2 protein-coding genes are annotated in these 3002 nt (G+C 43.3%); both read right to left on the reverse strand.

Features of this window, described 5'->3' with window-relative positions; all coding sequences use genetic code 11:
- Positions 1 to 988 (reverse strand): glycosyltransferase family 2 protein (locus IGQ44_12495; protein HIK38796.1); only part of this gene is annotated, 988 nt, incomplete at its 3' end.
- The gene (locus IGQ44_12500) at positions 985 to 1923 is read right to left on the reverse strand and encodes a sulfotransferase (GenBank protein HIK38797.1); all 939 of its coding nucleotides are present in this window, start codon (positions 1921 to 1923) and stop codon (positions 985 to 987) included. The genes IGQ44_12495 and IGQ44_12500, both read right to left, overlap by 4 nt.
- Positions 1924 to 3002 lie beyond the last annotated feature (1079 nt).

Genomic DNA, 3002 nt, shown 5'->3' on the forward strand with positions numbered 1-3002 from the left:
CCCTATACCCCACCCTCCCACCCAGGGGATTAAGCCAGTTAGTCCAAATATCCAATGCCTCTTTTTCACAAACACCAGTAGGCTTCCTCTCCACCAACTCCCGTAACAGAGAAACACTCCTGCCGGCTAACCACAATAAGTTTGCCCACCAAAGGCCAAAAACGCCGTAGAATTTGGCAAAATAACGAGAACGAGAGGCATAATAGTAGGGGGGTAGACGCCTTTTGGCTGCTATATCCTCCTTTACAGAACTACTACGACCTCGCAGGTGTGCCACCCTAGCATGAGGATAGTATAACACCCCCCACCCGGCTTCCTTCGCCCGACGGCAATAGTCTACATCCTCAAAATACATGAAATATCCCTCATCCATCAACCCTATTTGTTCAATTACTTGTCGCCTGACGAGAACACATGCGAAACTCACCCACTGGACAAATGTAGGATTGTCGGTTACAGGAAGGGGGACATTGTATCGGGAAAGAGTCTTGGTGATTATACCTGTTTGGGCGGCATTAATTAACTCCCCAAGGGGATTGCGATAACGAAAACAACTGATTTGGGGTGTGCCATCTAACTCTTCTAACCGGGGGCCAATTATACCTGCCTGGGGATATTCAGTCAATGCTGACAGTAGTATTTTAATTGCCCCTGGACGTACAATGGTATCACTGTTTAGGAGCAAGTAGTTTTCCGCATGGATGGCTTTGATGCCCAAGTTGTTGCCATAGGAAAACCCTCCATTGACTGAAGAGGGGATTAATACAATCCAAGGCTGCCAGTTATTCTCCTGGATTGCCTTTTGTATAATCGCCATAGAGTCATCGCCGGAATTGTTGTCCACTACTGCTACCATGGTGGGAGGCAATTGGGGTATCTCCCCCGCTAAAGACTGTAAACAATCCACAGTTAGCTGGGGTGTGCGATAGTTTATAATTACTACTCCCAAATGATATGATTGCTGTTTTTCCCCTTTTCCCCTTGTCATTTTAAGTGTCTTTTCTGGACTTCGTTAATAGCTAATTTAACCCTCTTTTGCCATTGTTTTAAACCTAATTTGCGAGAAAGAAAATCCGCTAATACTAAGGGTAAGCCAAAACGCTTGATTCTAAATTGCAGTCTATACCACCAGTCATATACCTGTAGCCATTTTCTAGTGGTGGAATTTACTGTTATTGGCGGCAATCCGCTTTTCTGGTAACCTCTATCCACTAGCAAGTCTCCAACCTTAGACTCCACCAGCTGGATTTCAAAATTAGACAGTTTCTTTCGCCATTGTCCTACTAGAGAGGCATCAGGTAGACTATAAGTACTATCTTTGGGATAGGATAACATTGCCCCATCGTATTCTACCCCTATAAAACTGCAAATCCCGGATAACACTGCCACGGGATTCTCAATCAAATCCTCATAGTGTATTTCCACACACCTGTCTGGGGGAATTTTTTCCCTAAGACGATTCCAAGTATACTCCGCCTCTAACCATCTATCTACTCCACACCATACACTGCCTGCCCATCCCATGTCTACACAAGAACGGGCTACATCCCTTGGATCCCTGATAATATGGATAAAGGCAGCAGAAGGCCAGATATACAGTATTCTATCAAAGTTTCTATGGACAGTTGCCCCTACAATGGGCTTTCCCTCTCTTTCCTTCTTCTGCCATAAGAAGCTGTTTACTAGATGGGGGTAGTCTAACTGTCTGTCTACAACAAAACCAGTAGACTGGAAAATCCGATCAGTCTCCAACCACTCATAGTATTCTTCTAGAGGAGGAAATACTCCCTCCTCCCCCACCAAATCCACCGCATATTCAAACTCGTCTAGCCAGGCTATCTTGGGGTGGTGGTTTAACATAAGACGCACCAATGTAGTACCAGAGCGTTCAGAACCCACCAGAAAAAAAGGCTTTTCTATCATGGTTTTAGGGATTCCTGATAAAATCCGTTAAGGCATTATGCTTAGGGGAGTTAGGCTGTTGCACTACCATGCTTATTTTAGATTCCCTGATGTCGTTGAAATGCATAAACAAACCTCCTCCTGCCTCCTCCCAATCATTCAACGGCTAGAGGTGTCAGTCAGCCTCTCATTCTCTTTTACCCCCTTTAACTCTACAATATGTTTACATCTTCGTAGGCTAGCAATTCCAATGCTTTACCCTTGGCAACTTTACTGTGATAAGAGAAAGTGGTTATAATCTCATTTTGTTGTTGACTAGATGGGCAAGGGCTTTTTTAAAACCACCATCTGACTCTTTTAACCAGGATTGATTGTACCATAGACCCATTGGGCATTCCAAAACTCCCACCAAAATAACCCGCATCTGATATTGGTAACAAGGCTTATTTCTCTCCTTTGCCCATAATGGGTAATGTAATATATTTTTTCCACCCTTTTTTGCCTTAAGAGTTGAAACCACAAATATTACCCTGTTTTTTCCCTGTGAAAGACAGTTTTCCAAATATCGCACAGGCTATCCGCATGCCCCACTGTAGATGGGCATTTCCACCACCCTATCTTTTCTCCGCCTGTTGTCTAGCATATTCAGACACAACTTATTTTACAGTTCATTGGAGTCTTCTACACATACCCCTTTTCAACCAGTTTGGCAAATTCCCCCATGTACTCATCATCAGCAATGTGGGGTGTATTATACCACATATTCTCATTCAGTTTGTTCCCCAAAGCCACCATTACCTCTAGTGACACTCCTTTGATAGAATAAGTAGCATCAGTTATTCTGGGGCGATAAGCCTTATTTTTTCTGGAAACAGAGGATTAAAAATTCCACCCTTATTCAACAGTTTTTCTTGTTTTTCTGCCACCACTATTTTTCTAGCTCTGTGGAGACTATGGTAATAAGAATACCATTTTTTTTTTGTGATTGTTCGTTAACTTTATTATATTCTCCTTCTACTCTCCTAGCGCCCCAACCATATTCTATCCTTCCCCCCTCATACAACACCACATACCTGCCGGGGGAAAATTAAGACTATGAC

The organism is Geminocystis sp. M7585_C2015_104 (assembly GCA_015295805.1).
Taxonomy (GTDB): domain Bacteria; phylum Cyanobacteriota; class Cyanobacteriia; order Cyanobacteriales; family Cyanobacteriaceae; genus DVEF01.